Origin of the sequence: Mycobacterium heckeshornense (genome assembly GCF_016592155.1) — a bacterium.
In the GTDB taxonomy this organism is placed as follows: Bacteria; Actinomycetota; Actinomycetes; order Mycobacteriales; family Mycobacteriaceae; genus Mycobacterium; species Mycobacterium heckeshornense.
In genome coordinates this window covers 815,089-830,853 of sequence record NZ_AP024237.1, presented here as the reverse complement: position 1 = coordinate 830,853, position 15,765 = coordinate 815,089, and the positions used below count along the sequence as shown (strand labels likewise).

At 63.2% G+C, this 15,765-nt stretch carries 14 protein-coding genes; 10 read left to right on the top strand and 4 right to left on the bottom strand.

All coding sequences use genetic code 11. The features are described from left to right. Window positions 1-118 precede the first annotated feature (118 nt). Window positions 119-1,291 carry a cytochrome P450 gene (locus tag MHEC_RS03970; RefSeq protein WP_048889873.1) on the top strand — a complete coding sequence of 391 codons (1,173 nt, stop codon included), beginning with the start codon at window positions 119-121 and terminating at the stop codon, window positions 1,289-1,291. A 12-nt stretch (window positions 1,292-1,303) separates the two neighbouring features. Here the strand turns inward: MHEC_RS03970 and MHEC_RS03965 are convergent, their stop codons facing one another. Continuing rightward, the gene (locus MHEC_RS03965; RefSeq protein WP_048889872.1) at window positions 1,304-2,224 is read right to left on the bottom strand and encodes a TIGR03619 family F420-dependent LLM class oxidoreductase; all 921 of its coding nucleotides are present in this window, start codon (window positions 2,222-2,224) and stop codon (window positions 1,304-1,306) included. 157 nt (window positions 2,225-2,381) lie between these two features. Between MHEC_RS03965 and MHEC_RS03960 the strand changes: the two genes are divergently transcribed. From MHEC_RS03960 to MHEC_RS03930, 7 genes are all read left to right on the top strand, one after another. Next, window positions 2,382-3,998 (top strand): PEP-utilizing enzyme, encoded by a 1,617-nt coding sequence (locus tag MHEC_RS03960; RefSeq protein WP_048889871.1) that lies wholly within the window; start codon window positions 2,382-2,384, stop codon window positions 3,996-3,998. Between the two features lie 9 nt (window positions 3,999-4,007). After that, on the top strand, window positions 4,008-5,018 hold the full coding sequence (locus MHEC_RS03955; protein WP_048889870.1) for a DUF7065 domain-containing protein: 1,011 nt from the start codon (window positions 4,008-4,010) through the stop codon (window positions 5,016-5,018). Window positions 5,019-5,092: 74 nt separating this feature from the next. Next, window positions 5,093-5,464 (top strand): DUF4286 family protein, encoded by a 372-nt coding sequence (locus tag MHEC_RS03950; RefSeq protein WP_048889932.1) that lies wholly within the window; start codon window positions 5,093-5,095, stop codon window positions 5,462-5,464. After that, a complete protein-coding gene (locus MHEC_RS03945) occupies window positions 5,457-6,062 on the top strand; it encodes a nitroreductase family protein (protein WP_048889869.1) in 606 nt (201 codons plus the stop codon). Before MHEC_RS03950 ends, MHEC_RS03945 begins: the two co-directional genes overlap by 8 nt. A 19-nt stretch (window positions 6,063-6,081) precedes the next feature. After that, on the top strand, window positions 6,082-8,232 hold the full coding sequence (locus MHEC_RS03940) for an acyl-CoA dehydrogenase (protein WP_048889868.1): 2,151 nt from the start codon (window positions 6,082-6,084) through the stop codon (window positions 8,230-8,232). 13 nt (window positions 8,233-8,245) lie between these two features. Continuing rightward, on the top strand, window positions 8,246-9,382 hold the full coding sequence (locus MHEC_RS03935; RefSeq protein ID WP_048889867.1) for a thiolase C-terminal domain-containing protein: 1,137 nt from the start codon (window positions 8,246-8,248) through the stop codon (window positions 9,380-9,382). Continuing rightward, complete coding sequence (locus MHEC_RS03930; RefSeq protein ID WP_048889866.1) at window positions 9,379-9,789, top strand: Zn-ribbon domain-containing OB-fold protein; 411 nt, start codon at window positions 9,379-9,381, stop codon at window positions 9,787-9,789. The genes MHEC_RS03935 and MHEC_RS03930 overlap by 4 nt, the downstream gene beginning before the upstream one ends. Before the next feature lie 62 nt (window positions 9,790-9,851). Here MHEC_RS03930 and MHEC_RS03925 read toward each other — a convergent pair whose 3' ends face one another. The 3 genes from MHEC_RS03925 to MHEC_RS03915 all read right to left on the bottom strand — a co-directional run bounded on the left by MHEC_RS03925 (window position 9,852) and on the right by MHEC_RS03915 (window position 13,010). After that, on the bottom strand, window positions 9,852-11,057 hold the full coding sequence (locus MHEC_RS03925) for a cytochrome P450 (RefSeq protein WP_048889865.1): 1,206 nt from the start codon (window positions 11,055-11,057) through the stop codon (window positions 9,852-9,854). Further along, window positions 11,054-11,881, bottom strand: a complete 828-nt coding sequence (locus MHEC_RS03920; RefSeq protein ID WP_048889864.1) for an SDR family NAD(P)-dependent oxidoreductase — start codon at window positions 11,879-11,881, stop codon at window positions 11,054-11,056. Before MHEC_RS03920 ends, MHEC_RS03925 begins: the two co-directional genes overlap by 4 nt. 100 nt (window positions 11,882-11,981) lie before the next feature. Beyond that, entirely contained in the window at window positions 11,982-13,010 is a 1,029-nt protein-coding gene (locus tag MHEC_RS03915; protein ID WP_372507383.1) for a phosphotransferase, read from the bottom strand. Between the two features lie 362 nt (window positions 13,011-13,372). On the opposite strand from MHEC_RS03915, the gene MHEC_RS03910 reads away from it, so the two are divergent. Both MHEC_RS03910 and MHEC_RS03905 read left to right on the top strand, forming a co-directional pair. Next, window positions 13,373-15,073: a pyruvate, phosphate dikinase gene (locus MHEC_RS03910; RefSeq protein ID WP_264016578.1), complete on the top strand. Its 1,701-nt coding sequence runs from the start codon at window positions 13,373-13,375 to the stop codon at window positions 15,071-15,073. Beyond that, window positions 15,015-15,620 carry a winged helix-turn-helix domain-containing protein gene (locus MHEC_RS03905; RefSeq protein ID WP_048889862.1) on the top strand — a complete coding sequence of 202 codons (606 nt, stop codon included), beginning with the start codon at window positions 15,015-15,017 and terminating at the stop codon, window positions 15,618-15,620. Before MHEC_RS03910 ends, MHEC_RS03905 begins: the two co-directional genes overlap by 59 nt. The last annotated feature ends 145 nt before the right edge of the window (window positions 15,621-15,765 follow it).

Sequence of the window (15,765 nt, the reverse complement as noted above, 5' to 3'; positions counted from 1 at the left end):
GGTGGACCGTTGACACCAGACGACAGCCGGACGATAATTCTCAGAATTGACAGCCTACTGTCAAGTTTGGTTCTTACGGCGGTGTGGGCCGGTTGCATAGAGAGGATCGTGTTCCACCATGACGGATGGCGCCACCGAATCTGATTTCAGCGTTGACGATCTTCCGTTCCACGAGGACCGGGCACGTGCCTGGCGGGAACTGCGTCAGCGTGGCGAAGTCGTGCGGGGCCGCCAGCAGGTTGTGATGGCTAGCGCCGCAGCGGTCGACTTCGCGGCCAAGCATCCTGGCATCTTCTCGTCGGCTCGTGCCTTCGACAGGCTCGGCAGCCCGGTGCCGCTGGTACCGATAGCGATCGACCCGCCGGACCATACCCGGTTCCGCCGCCTGCTGGATCCGTTCTTCAGCCCGAAGAAGATGGCCGAGAGAGAGCCGGAGCTTCGCAAGCAGGCCGGCGAGCTGATCGACGCTATCAAGGTGAAGGGGTCCTGCAACATTGTCGCTGAGTTGGCCACCCCGTTCCCGTCGCAGGTGTTCCTGACGCTATTCGGCCTGCCGCTCGAGGACCGCGACCGGCTAGTGCAGTGGAAGGATTCCATTCTCGAGTTCACCGATCCGGCCAGCGCCGAGCCGACCCCCGAGGTGCTTGACCACGCCTTGCAGCTCTACACCTATCTCAGCGAGCACATCGCACAGCGGCGCGCCAATTCCGGCGGCGGCGATCTGCTATCGCAGCTAGTCGACCTGAAGGAGGAAGGCGGCATGACCGACGCGGAAATCCTGGGTCTGTGCTTTCTTTTTGTGCTTGCCGGACTGGACACGGTCACCGCTGCCCTTGGCTTCTCCTTCGCGAGACTCGCCGTCGACAACGAGTTACGGAACAAGATCACCAACGACTACTCGCTGATTCCGTACTTCATCGAAGAGCAGCTGCGGGTCGATCCGCCGGTTCCTTTTGCACCGCGGGTCATCACCGAGGACGTTGAGGTTGCCGGCTGTCCGCTGGCCAAGGACACCGACGTGCTGGTCAGCTACGGCTGCGCCAACCGCGACCCGCAGGTCTATGAAGAACCAGAACGGGTACATCTGGACAAACGTCCGCCGCACTTCGCGTTCGGCCGCGGTCCGCACCGGTGCTTGGGCTCGCACCTCGCGCGGCTGGAGCTGCGGCTGATTCTCGAGGAGTGGCACAACCGGATACCGGAGTACTCACTGGCCCCGGATGCCGATCCCAGGGTTCCGTGGCCCAACGGCACCCTTGGCCTGGACGCGGTGCCCCTGGTCATCGGCTGACACCGCAGGCGGTCAGCCTACTTTGGGAATCACTTCCTCGGCCACCCACTGCATGTGGTCGAGGTAGGCGTTGAAGTCGTCGAGCGGCGGCGGATTGACCCACGTGTCGGTGACCCCCAGTTCGGCAAGCCGGCCGCAGGTGTCAATCACCTGCTGAGCACTCTGACCGTAGTGCGCCCTCGAGTCCTCGACGATCGCGTGCTGTTCCCCGATGGACAACACAGCCAGGCTATAGAAAACGGAGAACGGCCGGTCGTCAAAACCTGGCTGAGAGCGCAGATAGTCGATCTTGGCGGGCAGTTCGTCCGGCTTTGTCAGCCACGGCGCCCAGCCGTCGCCGAACCGCGCGGCCCGGCGCAGCACCGCATCCGCATCCCCGCCCATCCATACCACCGGGCGAGGTTGCTGAATTGGTTTGGGCCCAAAGGCCACATCGTTGAACTTCACGAACTCCCCGTCAAAACTCGGGCTGTCGCTGCCCCAAAGCTCGAACATCGCGGCAAGGTACTCGTCAGTTATCCGGCCCCGCTTGGTGAAAGGTACTCCGATAACGTCGTACTCCTCCTTGAGCCAGCCGACTCCGATCGTGACCTGTGCCCGGCCCCCGCTGAACCAGTCGAGCGTAGCGATGGACTTGGCGGCGATCACGGGATTGTGCAGCGGCAAGATCGTCACCATCGAGCCGATCCTGATCGTCGACGTGGCGCCCGCGATGAACGCCTGGGCGGTGGTGGCGTCGAAGTAGTGGTTGCCTGACAGTTCGAGGTGTCCGCGCGGGGTCAGGAAATGCTCGGGCAGGAAAACCATCGAGTAGCCCAACTGCTCGGCACGTTTCGCGACGCCGGCGATCTCAAGACCGGTCAGCTCGTGTTCCCACGGTTGGGTGATCGCCGCGACGTGCATGCAGTTCGGCAGATAGACGGCGAATCTCATTGCGGGCCCTCTCCGTTTCGTCCCGGAAGCGCACGGCACTACCGCGGGAGACGGCGCGGGGCCGTGTGACCCCGAACCATATGGCAGTCGGCTGCCATAGTCAATAGCGTGCGGTGGTACGGTAAGAATGGCAGTTATCTGTCATATTAGGAGGCCCATGAAGAACGTCGGCGGTGTCGCGCCTCTCACCGACCCGATCCGCGGGACCAGCGAGCCAAACCGGCTGTGGACTCTGACCAATGTCGGCGAAGCCACCCCAGACATCTTGTCGCCGCTGTGCTGGGCCCTATGGGGTGCCGGGGTAGAGTTCGCGTCGCGCGGCGGCCTCTACGACTTCGGCGTTTTGCCCCGCTCCGCCCTACGGGTGCCGAACGATCCGAACCAGTGGAGCACGGCATGCTTCTTCGGCAGGCAGGCGATGAACGTCGATCGTGCCCGGGAGTTGGCGGGTCTGCTGCCCGGGATGACCGGCGACGACTTCGAACGCGACCTGCTGGGTTCGGTCCGCCCGGACGCCACGCCGACCAAGAGCGATCCAGCACGGCTTCCGATCGTTGCCGTCAAGGCGCCCATCGCGCTGGCCCGCGAACGCACGGCGCCTCGCCGGATGCACGCCGCGCAGATGCGTTGGTGGCGATCCACGGTGCTGGCCGGCAACTGGACGGACTCCGCTGTGTTGCTTGCTGATTCGGCAGCCCGCTTCTGCACGGCGATGCGCGTGCACGTGCGTACCCGGCTGATCTTGAACGCGTTGCGGTCGCGGGTGACCTCGATCGCCGAGCGGCTGGGCCGCAACGATCTGGTGCCGGCATTGCTGGCCGGCTATGGCGGAGTTATCGAGACAGCGCTGGCCGACGACGTGTGGTCGTTGGGCCGCGGCAAGCTAGAGATCGGCGAATTTCTCATGCGGCACGGCTTCCATGGGCCCAACGAGGGAAACGTGATCGGGCATTCCTGGCGGGAGGATCCCAGTGCCGTGCTGCGCGCGGCAGGGTCGCACGCGGCTCGTTCCGACGACGAGCGGCCGCTATTGCGCGCCAAGCGCGCAGTTGCCGCCCGGGAGCGAGCCGAGAAGGAGCTGCTGACCGGGCTTTCAGCGGTTCGGAGGTCGCTGTTGCGCCGGCTGCTAAGGTTTGCCGGCGTTCAGGTGCGCTCGGTCGAGCTCACCAAGGCCGCGTTCCTGACCGCCATCGACGGGTGCCGCGCAGCCGCGAGCACGATGGGACAAGATCTGGCCGCCGCCGGAATCCTCGCCCGGCCGGATGACACGTTCTATCTGACCGTCGACGAGCTGACTGCCCCGCTGCCGACCAACGTGCGCGAGCTGGTCGACTTCCGCCGCGCTCGGCGCGAGGAGTACCGGCATATCGAGATCCCCCACGTGTTCACCGGTATGCCGACCCCGATCCGGATGGCCGACGGAGCCAGTGGCGACAACAGTGCAGTACGCGGAACACCCGCTGGCCCCGGGGTTTTCGAGGGAACCGTGCGAGTCATCCTCGACGCGGATTCCCAGGATTGCCTCGAAGACGGCGAGGTATTGGTGTGCAAGTTCGTCGACCCCGGCTGGACCGCATTGGTTTCGCTGGCCGGGGCACTCGTCACCGACATCGGCAGCCCCGCGAGCCACGGTGCGATCGTCGCGCGTGAGTTGGGCATCGCCTGTGTCGTGGGCACCGGTAACGGCACTCGGGCGCTGCGCACCGGAGACGTCGTACGTGTTGACGGAATGACGGGCGAGATAGCCGTGCTGAGGCAGTCGGCCAGGCATTAGGGGGTCATCATGACAGCTGCGACCAACGACCTGTCCTCGGGCCTGCCCGAGGCGCGCGAGGCCACCGTCCGAACCCCGCCGGACATCCCCGGCTGGACCGAGAACCTGCTGTTCACCTCATACGATCCGCAACGTGACATCGGACTGTGGCTACATCTGGGCACGGTGGCAAATATCTGGGAGATGTGGGAAGACCGAGTGCTGATCGCACTTCCGGAAGAGCACGGTGTACTAGCAATGTGGGCATACCACCGCACGCCGCAGGAACGGCAACCCGGCGGCGCAAACCTCGAGTTCCGTTGCGAGCAGCCGTTCCAGAAATGGCATATCAGTTTCGACGGTTTCTGTGTGCGCTCCTCGTATGAGGCGATGCGCACCGGCTTGATCACCGACGGTCCGAAGAGCCACGTGCAGCTGGACCTGGATGTCGAGTGCCTCACACCGGTCTGGGACGCCGAGGGTGCTCCCCCCACTAAGACGGGCACTGGCATGGCCGAACAATCTTGGGCGCGTGAGCATTACGAGCAACTGACGAAGGTCACCGGCCAGCTCGCCATTGACGGCGTGATAACCGAGTTCGACGGAGGCGGTTGGCGCGATCATTCCCGCGGCCCCCGCGACGCCAGCACGCTCACCACGTGGGGCGGTCATGTGATCACCGGTGCCGTAATGGCGAGCGGCCGTGCGTTCGGAATGTGCCGGTATTGGGCCCCGGACGGTCGAGTCACATTGGAGGGCGCATACGTCGTTGAGGACGGCTCACTGCGTCATGTCGACATCAATCGGGCTCCGCCACCGGCGGTGCTGATGCGCACTGGCGAAACCTACAGGCTGGAATTGGTAGGACACCTCCCGATTCACGGCACCGTGCGATCGTCATTGTGGATCTCAATGGCCGACGGGTTGCCGTACGGGGTCATGGATGCGTCACGGGCCTACACCGTCAGCTGGGCACGAGTCGAGTGGGACGGAGAAGTCGGGCACGCGTATCTCGAGCGCTCGAACTTGGCGGGAGCCTGATTGACCATGACAGTCGACTGCCATATTGTGGTTCGTAATAGCCCTCGAGAGGGCCCTGGCGGAAAGGGGTGCCGGTGGCGAAAAACCTGTTCCTCGTGTTGACAAATCCGATTGAGGACCAAGACGATGCTTTCAACGAGTGGTACGACACAAAGCACGTGCCGGAAGTTCTCGACGTTCCCGGCGTAATTGCCGCGCAGCGTTACGATCTCGCGGAGGTCACGGTACCCGAGGACGACGACCTTCCCGCGCAACTGCCTCCGCCGACCCACCGCTACCTGGTGGTCTACGAACTTGACCGAGACCCCGACGCGGTGATGAAGGAATTCCTGGCACGGGTCATGAATGGCAAGTTGACCCTGGGCGAGACCCTGGACTTGAGCACGATCTCGCTGACTGGTTGGACGCCGCGTGGCGAACGCCGCCTAGCAGACCATAATGGCTGAGCTACTCCAAGTCATACTTGCGCAGCGAGCGTGCCGACGATTCGACCCAGTCGGCAAGGTTCCTGACTCCCACATCGAGCAGATACTGGACGCGGCGGTACATGCGCCGAGCGCCGAGAACACCCAACCGTGGGCGTTCGTCGTAGTTACCGACGAGCGGATCAGGGCGCGCCTGGCGGACTGGTGGACGGAAACATGGAACGCAGGCGGGAAGGACTTCATCCGCGGGAAGTTAAGTGACGAAACTCTATTCGCCGACCTCGACCAAGGGTTTAGCGGCGGTCTCGCCGCGGCGCCGGTAGTTGTAGTGGTCTGTGCCGATCTGTCGCGAGTCGAAGAGATCTATGCGCCGGCTTCGATCTACCCTGCCGTGCAGAACCTGTTACTGGCGGCCGCCGACCTCGGTTACGGCTCGTGCCTCACCACGGGTCTTACGACATTCGGTATCGACCGCGTGCGAGAACAGCTGGCGCTGCCGAACACAATGCTTCCAATGGCGGCCGTTTACCTCGGTCGTCCGGCAAAGAAACTGTCCCCGCCACGGCGTCGGCCTGCGACGTCAATGACTTTCCGCGACCGCTTCGGCAACCCGTGGTGACCAGAACGGAGTCCAGCCAATGCCATTGGGGATAACCGAAGACCATCTCGCACTGGCCGAGGTCGCGCGGTTGCTAGTGGCGCGTCACGGCGGTACGGCCGCGGCGCGTCGTATTCTGCTCGACGGAGACCTTGCGGGGCGCTGGTGGCTCGACGACCCGCTTTGGAAGGATATCGTCGCAGCCGGCTGGCTTGGCCTGCACGTCGACGAGCAGTTCGGTGGTCAGGGTTATGGATTGCCGGAGCTGACCATCGTGTTGGAGCAATTGGGTCGAGCGGCGATCGGTGGGCCGCTCCTGCCGACGGTCGCGGTCTCTGCGCTGATTGCCCTGTCCGGCACCGACGAGCAACGAGAGCGCTGGCTCCCGCAGCTCGTCTCCGGTGACGTCGTCGCAGGAATCGCCACGAACGGCGGTGCGGTCCTGACAGGTTCGACAATTGCTGCGGAAGCGATTGCCGCACTGGCAGAGCCGGCGGCTGACCTCTTCCTCGTCCCGGCAGGCAACGACATGGTACTCGTCGAGAACGGAGACGCTGTAGCTGCGCGCCGCACGGACTCCGTTGATCAGCTGGTGCGAGCCGTTGCGGTCCTCAAGCTGTCGTCAGCGCCGGTCGCCGACGTGTTTGCGAACACAGCTGGCGATGCCACGCGGATCCTGCGGCTGCTCGCCACGGCCGAGGCAGTGGGCGGACTGGGCGCCTGTACCGAGATGGCAAAGGTGTATAGCGGCGCCCGCGAGCAGTTCGGTAGGCCCATCGGGTCATTTCAGGCCATCAAGCATCACTGCGCGAACATGCTGATGGATACCGAACTCGCGGTGGCCGCCGCCTGGGATGCCGCGCGGTCTCGCGACCCAGAGGCTGAGCTAGCCGTGACGATGGCAGCTGGGCACGTGCTACCGGCGTACCAGCGGGTCGCGCTGAACAACGTCCAGGTGCACGGCGGTATCGGCTATACCTGGGAACATGACGCGCACCTGTACATTCGGCGCGCGACAGTGCTGCTGGCCTTCGCCGGTGGGCCAGATGTATTGCGCAACAAAGTCGTCGAGTTGCAACGCAGTGGCGCGCGCCGTTCCCATGCAGTGGAATTGCCCGCAGTCGCCGACCAATACCGGCAGGCTGCAAGGGATTTCCGTGCCGAACTCGAGAGGGCCGACCCGCAGCAGCAACGAAGGATTTGGGCGCGCAGCGGTTACCTTCAACCGCACTGGCCCAAGCCCTACGGTCGAGACGCCGATCCCGTCGAGCAACTCGTCATCGAACAAGAGTTAGTTGGCCTCGACAAGCCGAGCCTCGGGCTTGGCGAATGGGTAGTGCCGACGCTACTCCAGCACGGCAGCGCCGAGCAGATCGAGCGACTGATCTGGCCCAGCCTTGAAGGTGAGATCCGCTGGTGTCAGCTGTTCAGTGAGCCCGGCGCGGGTTCGGATGCGGCGGCGGTCGCCACCAAGGCGCAGCCGGTCGACGGCGGCTGGCTGGTCACCGGGCAGAAGGTTTGGACCAGCGACGCTGCAAACTGTCAGCGGGGCCTGGCCACTGTGCGGACGGACCCCGATGCATCCAAACATAAAGGGATCACGGCGATGATCATCGATCTCGACAATCCCGCCGTAGAGATCCGCCCGCTCAGGGAGATCACCGGTGAAGCGTTGTTCAACGAGGTGTTTCTCAACGAGGTGTTCGTTCCCGACTCAGACGTGGTGGGCGAGGTCAACGCTGGCTGGGCTGTTGCAATGGCGACGTTCGGCAATGAACGAGTGTCGATCGGTGGCGGCTCGGTGACGCTCCAAGCCGATCGCTTGCTCGACATACTATTGCGCCACAACGCCGATGACATCGGACTAGCCCGCGAGGTCGGCGCGCTGCTCATTGAGGCATATGCCCTCGCGGCGCTGAACCTTCGGCAGGCGGCCCGGGCGGTCTTCGCGGCCGGGCCGGGTTTCGAAGGTAACATCGCCAAGCTCTTTGGAGCCGAACACGCTCAGCGTGTCGCCGAATTGGCACTGCGCATCGCTGGACCTGCCGTACTGCTTGGCGGTGAATGTCAAGTGGTGCACGACTACCTGTTCAGCCGCTGCTTGACCATCGCCGGTGGCACCAGCGAGATCTTGCGAAACCTCATCGCCGAGCGCATCCTGGGCCTGCCGCGCGAACCGGCACCAAAGTAAACGGAGAATCGACATGACCTGTGCTGTAATCGGAATCGGCCGTACAGCGTACTCCCGCAACTCGGGCCGCACGACGCGGGGCATGGCCGTCGCCGCATGCCGAGATGCGATTGCCGACGCCGGACTGACCCCGGCTGACGTGGACGGGATCTGCACGTATATGGTCAATGACTCGGAGCAACCCATCTACGTGGGCTGGGCGTTGGGTATCGACGAATTAGCCTGGGCCAACGCGATGTACGGTGGCGGCAACATGGTGGCCGACCAGATCGCCACCGCTGCCGCGGTGATCGAGGCCGGGTTGTGCCGAGCGGTGCTGGTGTATCGGTCGCTCAACGGTCGCTCCGGCTACCGGTTCGGAACCATCCAGGGTGCAATGCAACTCGATCACGACAATCAGTTTGACGCTGTGTCCGGCTTCCTGGTTCCGCCGCAGTGGTTCGCGATGTGGGCCCGCCGCCACCAGCACGAATACGGCTCGACGTGTGAAGATCTCGGACAGATTGCAATCACCCAACGTAAACACGCCGGACCCAACGAACACGCCCTCCGCCGGGAACCTCTCACCATGGACGACTATCTGGCGTCCCGCTGGATCAATGAACCGTTCCGAGTTCTCGATTGCACGTCGGAGGTCGACGGCGCGGTGGCGATCCTGGTCGCCGGTGAGGACGTCGCCGCTGATGCCGCACAGCCGCCAGTGTGGCTAGTCGGGTCGTCGAACTCACAGAGCGGCGCGAATTGGACGATCTGGGATGACCCCACCGAGATGTACTCCCGCAGCGCAGGTCCAAAGATCTGGCAAAAGACCGGTTTGTCGCCGACAGACATGGACGTCGCGTGCATGTATGACTGCTTTACTTACACCGTGATGGCCACCATGGAGGGATTCGGATTTTGCGAAAAGGGCGAGGTCGGCAAGTTCTTCTCCACCGGCCGGGCCACGTACGGCGGTGACGTCGTGGTGAACCCACACGGCGGGCTGCTGTCTGAGGGTTACATTCATGGCCTCAACCACCACTACGAGGCGGCGCTACAGCTACGTCACGCCGCTGGCGGCCGCCAGGTCGAAAATGCACAACTGGCACTCGTGACCGCCGGCGGGGGACCATTCGGTGGCGCCAACATCTACAGCCGGGAGAAGCCGTGACCAACTCCCCACTCGTACCGCCAGTCCCGGTCCCTGATCCGGACACTGCACCCTTCTGGGAGGGGCTGAAAGAGGGCAAGTTGATGCTGTGTCGGTGCGACGACACCGGCAAGTGGATTCATCCCCCACTGGAACGCAGCCGATTCACTGGTGGGCCCGTACATTTCGAGCAGGTTAGTGGTGAGGGCACGATCTTTAGCTACATCGTCGTGCGTCAGCCTCTGGTGCCGGGGCGCATACCCCCGTACGTGATCGGGATCGTCGAGCTCGCCGAACAGCCGGGCTTGCGGATCAACGCGATCATTGCCGCCGATCCCGCCGAGGTCCGGATCGGACAACCGGTGCGAATGCGTGTCGTCGATCTGGGGGACACCGGCTTTCGCGTGCCCGAGTTCATCGTGGTTTGACGGCGGCTTGGATCTTGGACGGCTTGTCGATGCTCATTGATCGGCCAGCCGGTGCTTGAGAGTCAGCTGTCCCAACGCAGGTTGAGGGAGTCCAGGCCGAAAACTTGCCCGCCATGCTCAACGGGCTGTTCGACAACCTCGTACTCGGGGATGCGGCGATGCCACTCCTCAAGGATGACCGCGAGTTCCTGCCGGGCCAGGTGTGACCCGAGGCATCGGTGCGGTCCGGCGCCGAAGGACAGGTGGTGCGTGACCCCACGGTTGAAGTCGACGCGACGCGCATCAGGGTAGGCAGTCTCGTCGCGGCCGGCGGCGGCCATAGGAAAGGCGGCCATGTCGCCTGCTTTCACAGGACAGCCGTGAAAATTCATGTCGCGGGTGGCTTTACGAGCGGTCTGCACGATTGGGTAGACTCGCAGCAGTTCCTCGACCGCCCGAGGAATCACCTGGGGTTCGGCGACAATCCGTGCCCGGTCGGCAGGGTGGGTTGCCAAATGCAGCATGGCGTAGGACAGCTGACTGGCTACCGTATCGAGTCCGGCCATGAACAACAACAACAGGCAATTCAGCAGATCCCCGTCAGAAACCGGGGCGCCGTCGATCGACCAGCCGATTGCCCTACTGACGATATCGTCGGCGTCCGGATTCGGCGCCATCCGACGCTGCCCGATCAGCCCAGCGAAGTAACCCATCACTTGCTGCATGCCCTCGAACCGCGCGGCGTTGACTTGCTCACCGACGCCCTGCTGGTGGAGGATCTTATCCTCCCAGTCTAAAAACTGGTCGAGATGATCGACCGGCATACCCATGATCTTCAGGAACACGATCGAGGGGAAAACGCGGGCAACCCGAGGAACGAAATCGCATCCCCCCTGCGGGGCGATCTTCTCGATCAGCTCCCCCGCAAGCCGATGCTGTTCACCACGAAGTCCTTTGACCCGACCGGGAGAAAAGTACTCGGCGAGCAGGTGGCGCCACTTCGAATGTTCGGGAGGGTCGATCATGATCGGGATCCACTTGTATGGCGGATCGGGTTCGGTAGGGACGATGACGCTGCTCGACCAGAGTTCCGGGTGCTGCAGGCCGTCCAGAATCACCGCGCGGTCGGTGAACATCCAGTAGCCGTCGCCCTCGGTGTTGCGAAACACCGGCCGCAGCCGGTCCTGGACAGCGTCGACCTGATGAAAGTGTGTCAACGCGGGAGCCGATGGAGAGTTTAGTTCCAGGGTCTCCACGGGACATTGCCACAGCGGCTGCTGATCGGTCATACCGCCTCTTTTATGGTGTTCCAGTCGCAGCCCGTCAGCTCGGCGGACAGATTCCACAACCGGCGCGCGCTCTGCGGATCGCGAGCCTTGGCAAGGAGCTTGGTCGGCTTGGGCTTACCCCACTGGTGAAATAGCCCCCGCGGCGCGATGTATGTTCCGCTAGGCAGGTCGGTGGTGATGGCCTGGATCGTCGAGCGCGCCCCGTTAGCCGGGCTCTGCGCGATGTGCGGGGCCAGGGTTTTGCCGGCCCACCGCAGCACTCCCGTGCCGTCGCGAGTGATGTCGGTGGCGGTCATGCCGGGATCGGACGCATACGCGCGCCGACCCCGGCGAGCCAATTCCGCGACGAACAACAGGTTGGCCAGTTTCGATTCGCCGTACGCCGACCACATGTTGTAGCGGCGGTGCTGCCAGTTCAGGTCGTCGAACTGGATGCGTGCCAGCGCGTAATTACTGCTGGCGACGACAACGATGCGGTCGCGGATGCGGTCGCCGAGCAGGCAGGTCAGCGCGAAGTGGCCGAGGTGATTGGTGCCCATGTGAGCTTCGAAGCCATCCGTGGTCCGGGTCAGGGGAAGTCCGAGCACGCCTGCGTTGTTCACCAGAACGTCGACGAAGTCGACCTGATCGGCGAATTTGCGCACGCTGGCAAGGTCGGCCAGGTCGAGGTAGCGCACCGCGACGTCGCCTGTCATTGCCGCTGCAGCTTCTTCGCCTTTTTCCACGGTGCGACAAGCGATCAGCACCTGGTGACCGGCTGCTGCCATTGCCGACGCCGTAGCCCGGCCGACGCCGCTGTTGCCGCCGGTAACGATGATTCGCACAGCGCCCTGATCCTCGTCTTAACGTACTTGTAATTGGCAGCTGTGTGCCAAATTAATCGACTGTGTGGTCCAACACAAGGCAGGCTCCGCTACCCATTTGTCAGCGCAGCAGCTCTGCGGTGCCCAGCTCGGCGTAGGCCACCGCGAACCGGCGGAGGACGGCTGTGACCAGCTCGGTCGAGTACATCTCATCCGGGGTGATGGCCCACATGCAGAATCCCCATGCCGGAGTGCGGCAGTAGGCGATCCACATGTATTCACGGTCCGGCAGCGCCTCGACGCCAGCAGCTTGCAATCGCGCCAGATAGCCGTCGAGCAACTCGCGCTCATACGCCCGGCGTAGCTCCGGTTCCAGGGCAGCTACCAGGGCGTAGCCGAAGTCATGTGCCCATGAGCCGCGCCTTACCAGTTGCCAGTCAAGGACCCCGACTCGACCGTCGGGCAGGACGTAGGTGTTTGCAGGATGCGGGTCACCGTGCAGCAGTGTGAGGGGTTCTTCGGCAAAGTGTTCGGCCAGCCGCCAGAAAGTATTCTCCATCGTGTCGGCGTCCACGCCGGCAACCTCGAGCAGCAGCCTCTTTTTATAAGGCACTTCCAGCAACGCGCGGATGATGGCGAACCCGTTGGCGTGCAGGAAGTTTGCGAACGGGCCACGCACCGGGTGCTCCAGCCAGCCCAAGTCACCGCGATCGCGCAGTCGCGGACTACCCCAAAATGCCGAGTGGACTTGGGCGAGCGTCCTAAGTAACTCATCAACTTCATCGACCGTCAGCCCGGCAATGGCGTCGGGAAACCGGGCACCGCGATCGGTCACATCCTCTGTGACGATCAAAAACTGCGACGGCCCCTCGAGGTGGTCGGCAAAGTAAACAGCCGGCGTTTCGGCATCGATGCTCCGCCGCAGGTCGCGGTAGAAGCGGGTTTCATCGTTGAGTAGGACGGTGCCGCCCCCGCCGGCCGACAGTGACTCGTCAAACGCCTCCGGCAGATCGTGCACGGTGCCGAGCTGCGTCTTGACGAACAAGTGCCGGGGCAGAGCGGTTTCCGGCTCAGCATAGCTCACATCGAGGTGAACGTGCGAACTCGTACCCTGCGATGCCCGCCGTAGCCCCACGTCAGTGACAGTCACGCCGGGGTCGTAGCCACGCAATACCGCGGTCAGCACTTCGGGAGTCAGATCGTCTGGGGAACACAGAACGAGAGGTTGTGCTCGACTGCTCAAGGCTAATCCTCAGTCCTTATCAGAACATGACAGTGTACTGCCATGGTACTACCCGATTCGACTTGTTGTGTGCTTTCGGCTAACAAGTCAATGCTCTCCTGGTTGATACTCGGTGACTGTAGTGATTGTGGTCCTTGGCTCTACCACCAATTGACACTATGACAGTCAACTGTCATAGTGGGAAGCGGGCCGTTTGGATGGGATTGCGGTTATCCCACCAGGGCCATTCTTGATTGCCGAGGTTGCCACGGCGGCTGACAGGGAGAACCGTGACGAGAGGCACACGAAGGGCCAGCCCTCAGCGAGTCGGCCACCCCCAAGTGGTGGCCCTCGATGGGACAGCGTGTCTGCCACGAGAAACCATAGGAAACAAGGGCTTTGGTATCGACACGATGCGTAGCCTCAGGTTACCGGTACCGCCGGCCTTTTGCATCACCCGCGAGGTTTGCGAGCAGTTCTTCGCTGATCCCGCAGCTGGTATTGGCTGCATCTGGGATGACGTCGTGCAAAACATCCGCTGGCTGGAACGGGAGACATCGCGGACGTTTGGCCGTGGTTCCGAACCACTGCTCGTCAGTGTGCGGTCTGGGGCGGCGCAATCGATGCCCGGCATGCTCGACACTGTCCTGAATCTAGGGATCAACGATGCGGTTGAACAGGCACTCGCGCGGTCCCGCGGGCCCGAGTTCGCGCGCGATGTACGCGCCCGATTTGAAAATAGCTATCGGCGCATCGTGCTAGGTGGCAACGAACGCGAGGCGGCCCCTGGCGACCCATTCGCACAGCTGCGTCGAGCGGTCGAAGCGGTGTTCGCGTCGTGGAACTCTACACGTGCCATTGCCTACCGCAGCCATCACCGCCTGGACGCTCTACCCGGTACCGCGGTTGTGATCCAGGCAATGGTGTTCGGCAATTGCGGGCATAACTCCGGCACTGGCGTGCTGTTCAGCCGAAACCCGATCACCGGCGCCAAGGAGCCGTTCGGCGAGTGGCTTCCGGGTGGTCAAGGGGAGGACGTCGTGTCGGGCGGCGTCGATACCAGGCCGCTCAGCGCACTGCATGATGAGCAGCCAGAAGTATGGGCAGCGTTGCTGGATGCCGCCCGCAAACTCGAACAACTCGATCGTGACGTCCAAGACATCGAGTTCACTGTCGAAGCGGGCAGGCTCTGGCTGCTGCAGACCAGAGTTGCCAAACGCTCAGCCCAGGCTGCGGTTCGCTTGGCGCTACAGCTGCGACAAGAGGGATTGATCGACGACGCCGAGGTACTGCGCAGAGTGACACCGTCGCACATCGAGACCCTACTGCTACCATCTGTCCAACCCGAAACCCGATTGGCTGCTGCACTTTTGGCCAAAGGACAGCCGGCCTGCCCCGGCGTGGCATCGGGTCGGGCCTACACCGACGTGGATGACGCACTGGATGCCGCTGGCCAGGGCCAGGACGTGATACTAGTCCGTCCCTCGACCAGCCCAGACGATGTGCAGGCCATGCTGGCCAGCCGTGGGATCGTGACCGAGGTCGGCGGCGCTACCAGCCATGCCGCGATAGTCAGCCGCGAAATCGGTCGGCCGACGGTCGTGGGTTGCGGAGCCGGGGTAGCTGAGACTCTCAATGGCCGACTGATCACGATTGACGGCTCCGAAGGCGAAGTGCGCGAAGGAGTTCTGGAGTTGACGGCATGGTCGGAGAGCGAGTCCCCCGACCTGGCCGAGCTGACCGAGCTCGCACGCCTGCATAGCCCACTACGAGCGCACGTCGCCGGTGAGTACCCTACGCTAGCCAACAATTCTGAGGCCGCCGTACGCGATGCGCTGGCCACCGGCCACACCGACGTCGTCTGCCCGACACCGCTAATCACGATGCTGACCGCCATCAGATTGGCCGATACCGAGGAAATGACGTTGCGCCATGACCGAATTGAAGATCCTTCAAGCCATACGACTCAAGGGCAGAATTCACGCGGCTGACCTGGCCCGGACTGTCGGCGAAGATCCCCTGCTCGTCGCCTCCACCGTTGCCCGGCTGGCTGAGACCGGGTTGATTGTCGCAGGCAACACACTGAAGCTCAGCCCCGCCGGTCGGCAGCGCTTGACTGCGCTGTTGGCCAGCGAGCATGCAGTCGCCAACCGAGCCGAACTTTCTCAGATCTACCACGATTTTCGTCAGGTAAACGCCGACTTCAAGGCACTGGTCACTGAATGGCAAATTCGCGACGGCCAACCCAACAGCCACGACGATCCAAACTACGACGCCGCAGTGCTCACCCGACTTGACCGCACGCATGAGCGAGTACTGCCGATCATCGGCGCGGCCGCAGCGCAGGTGCCACGGCTGAGCGCCTATGGCGACAAGCTGTCGATGGCGCTGGAGATGGTGCACGCAGGCAAGACCGAATGGTTCACCCGGCCGACCATCGACTCGTACCACACGGTCTGGTTCGAACTACACGAAGAACTGATCCTAGCCACCGGACTGACGCGCGAGGGTGAAGCCGAAGTGGACCACTCACATTGAGCCGCCCACGAGGCGCAGACCCAGCCGTAATTGGCTGAATCTGGTTAGATGTGACAGTAGATTGTCATGGGTGAGTCCCGTGTGTCAGACGACTTGCGCCATGGCCACGCCCAAACGACCACTGTCACCCATGGTTGTAGTGTCG

Coding starts and splice junctions, on each gene's coding strand:
- MHEC_RS03935 (WP_048889867.1), top strand. CDS start 8,246: ATGACCTGTGCTGTAATCGGAATCGGCCGTACAGCGTACTCCCGCAAC.
- MHEC_RS03970 (WP_048889873.1), top strand. CDS start 119: ATGACGGATGGCGCCACCGAATCTGATTTCAGCGTTGACGATCTTCCG.
- MHEC_RS03945 (WP_048889869.1), top strand. CDS start 5,457: ATGGCTGAGCTACTCCAAGTCATACTTGCGCAGCGAGCGTGCCGACGA.
- MHEC_RS03925 (WP_048889865.1), bottom strand. CDS start 11,057: ATGACCGATCAGCAGCCGCTGTGGCAATGTCCCGTGGAGACCCTGGAA.
- MHEC_RS03960 (WP_048889871.1), top strand. CDS start 2,382: ATGAAGAACGTCGGCGGTGTCGCGCCTCTCACCGACCCGATCCGCGGG.
- MHEC_RS03940 (WP_048889868.1), top strand. CDS start 6,082: ATGCCATTGGGGATAACCGAAGACCATCTCGCACTGGCCGAGGTCGCG.
- MHEC_RS03955 (WP_048889870.1), top strand. CDS start 4,008: ATGACAGCTGCGACCAACGACCTGTCCTCGGGCCTGCCCGAGGCGCGC.
- MHEC_RS03965 (WP_048889872.1), bottom strand. CDS start 2,224: ATGAGATTCGCCGTCTATCTGCCGAACTGCATGCACGTCGCGGCGATC.
- MHEC_RS03905 (WP_048889862.1), top strand. CDS start 15,015: ATGACCGAATTGAAGATCCTTCAAGCCATACGACTCAAGGGCAGAATT.